The organism is Trebonia sp., from assembly GCF_030042015.1.
Classification (GTDB): Bacteria; Actinomycetota; Actinomycetes; order Streptosporangiales; family Streptosporangiaceae; genus Trebonia.
The window spans coordinates 1-2978 of record NZ_JASIAL010000455.1; the positions used below are offsets into that span (position 1 = coordinate 1).

Genomic DNA, 2978 nt, shown 5'->3' on the forward strand with positions numbered 1-2978 from the left:
TGCGGCTGACGGTGCCCGCCCGGCCCGCGGAAACCACCTGAGGGGAGCCGCGCCGGATCATGCTCTGCGCTCGGGACCGAGAATGTAGCATGGCCGAAGGTGCGGATATGAGGCATTTCGCAAACCGCGCGGATAAGTCGTCGTGACGTGATGCGACCGTATCGCTACGGTTTTTTGCATGCCTCAGGGAGGGCCGCTGATGGATTTCCAGGTCAGCATTACCGACGTGCGTGACGCGGTTTCCGCAGCCGAAATCGACTGTCTCATTTCGGCGGAACCGCAGCACCGGGTCGGCGACCTGAGCGCCGCGCTGCTCGCGATGCGCGACGGGCTGTCGCAGGCGCGGCCCGCCGGGGTACCCGAGATCTGGCTCGACGGCACCACCAGGCTCGATCCGGCGGCCCCGCTGGGGACCAGCGGCATCCGGGCAGGCGCCCGGCTCGGCTTCGGCGGCCGGCCGCCGCACGGCAGCCGCGCCACCGGCGGACGCCCCAGCCGCCCACGCGATGCCGGCGGGGGGCTGCTCGAGCTGCGCGTGATATCCGGGCCCGATGCGGGCCTCGTCGTGCCGCTCGGCCCCGGCGAGAACGTCGTGGGACGGCACGGCGACCAGGTCCGGCTGAGCAACACCGACGTCAGCCGCACGCACTGCACGATCGCGGTGGCCCCGGACGGCGGCGGCTGCACGCTGCGGGACATGGGGTCGCGGAACGGCACCGGGCTTGACGGCGTGGCGATCGGCACCGACCCGGTGCCGGTGCGCCCGGGCCAGCTCATCTACGTCGGCCACGACGTGCTCACGATCACCGTGCCCGACGCCGGGGCCACGATCCCGCTGCGCGCCAACCCGGCGGACCCGTTCGGCTGGCTGGTCAACAAGCCGCCGCGGACCGTGCTCGCGCTGCCCGCGCCTGTCGCCGTCGACCTCGGCGACGGCGACAGGCCGCGGCACGACAGGTCGCCGTCCTGGCTGACCATGCTGATCGGGCCCGTGGTCGCGCTCGCGACCGGCGCCCTCGTCGGGTGGCTGACCCACGAGTGGCTGTTCCTGCTGCTCGGCCTCGGCGGCGTGGCCGCCTCGCTGGTGCCGCAGCTCGCCGGCAAGCGGACGGCGGCCGGGCACGCGCGCAGCACCAGGCGGCAGCTCCAGGACGCGACCGCGGCCGGACAAGCCAGGCTCGCCGAGGCCGTCGCGGCCGAGGAACGGGTGCGCAGGGAGGCACTGCCCGACCCGGCGAGCCTCGCGCAGATCGCCAGTGGCCCGGGCACCCGGCTGTGGGAACGCTCGCCGCACGACGAGGACTTCCTGCGGATCAGGGTCGGCTCAGGCGACCTGCCCGCGAGCACGGTCACCGTGCGCGGCGCGCAGGAGCCGCTGGTCCGTGACGTGCCAGTCGCCGTCCCCCTCGGCGATCTGGGCGTGCTCGGCATCGCGGGCCCGCGGGGGGCGAGCCGGCCCGCGCTGGCCTGGGCGGTGGCCCAGCTCGCCGTGCAGCACGGTCCGGGCGACCTGCGGCTGGTGGTGCTGACCGAGGAACCGCGCGCCTGGCGGTGGGTCCGCTGGCTGCCGCACCTGCGCCCGGTCGGCGACGCGGCCGGTCACCTCGGCGTCGGCACGGACCGGGTCACCTGGGCGAAACGGATAGCCGAACTGCGCGACCTGGTGGCCAAGCGGCACGCCGCGGCCGCCGACCAGCGCCACCGCGGGTACGGCGGGTTCGGCGGCGACCACCGTCCGCTGCCTGTGGTGGTGCTCGTCGTCGACGGGTGCGCCAGCATCAGGGACGTGCCTGGCATCGGGGAGGTGCTGTCGGCCGGCCCGGCGGCCGGCGTGTACGTGATCTGCCGCGACGATGACTGGCGGGACCTGCCTGACACGTGCCGCGGACGGCTGGACACCGATCCGGCCAGCGGCGGAACCGGCGTCTACCGGGAGCGCGAGAGCGGCCGCGCGGTGGAGGTTGCCAGGCTCGACCTGGTGAGCGAGGGGTGGGCTGACGAGGTGGCCCGGTCGCTCGCGCCCATCAGGGACAGAGCCAGCGAGGGCGAGGCGGGGACAAGCGGGACCGTTCGGCTGCTTGACCTGTGGGGGCTGCGCCGGCCGAGCGCCGCCGCCGTGTCCGACCTGTGGCAGCGCGGCGGCCGGCTCACCCGGGTCCCGCTCGGCCGGCTGACGGCGGGGGCGCCGTTCGAGCTGGACATCGCCGCCGACGGGCCGCACATGCTCGTCGGGGGTACCACCCGGGCCGGCAAGAGCGAGTTCCTGCAGACGCTGGTCGCCTCGCTCGCGCTCGGCAACACGCCGGAATCGCTGGCGTTCGTGCTGATCGACTACAAGGGCGGCGCCTCGTTCGCCGGCTGCCGGGACCTGCCGCACGTCTCCGGGTTTCTCACCGACCTCGACGAGCACCTGGCAAGGCGGGCGCTTGTCGCGCTGCGCGCGGAGTCCCGGTACCGGGAGCAGCTGCTCGCCGAGGCCAGGTGCGCCGACATCGGCGGCTACCGCGCGGCCGGGGAGCCCAGGGGGCCGCTGCCGCGGCTTGTGCTGATCGTGGACGAGTTCCGCTTCCTCGCCGAGCAGATGCCCGAGATCATGCGGGAATTCACCGATGTCACGGCCCGCGGCGGGTCGCTTGGCATCCACCTGGTGCTGGCCACGCAGCGACCCGCCGGGGTGGTCAGCGAGGACATCAGGAGCAACGTGGCGCTGCGGGTGTGCTTCCGGGTCGAGGACACGCAGGACTCCACCGCGGTCATCGAGGTGCCCGACGCGGCGGCGATCGACCGGCGGCTGCGCGGCCGCGGCTACGCGCGCACGCAGCGCGGCGCGGTCACCCCGTTCCAGGGCGGCTACCTCGGCGGGCCCGTGCCTGACGGCTCCTCCGTGACCGCCGCGGTGCGGGCAACCCTGCCAGTGGCGGTCGCCCGCCCCGTCGAGACGCTCGGCGAGCCCTCGGCCACGGCCGCGCTCGCGGGGG

General features: G+C 74.7%; 1 protein-coding gene. It reads left to right on the forward strand.

Going from position 1 to position 2978, the window contains the following annotated elements:
* Positions 1 to 178 precede the first annotated feature (178 nt).
* Positions 179 to 2978, forward strand: a 2800-nt coding sequence (locus Q1N79_RS24490; protein ID WP_300612837.1) for an FtsK/SpoIIIE domain-containing protein, incomplete at its 3' end; no start/stop codon positions are given.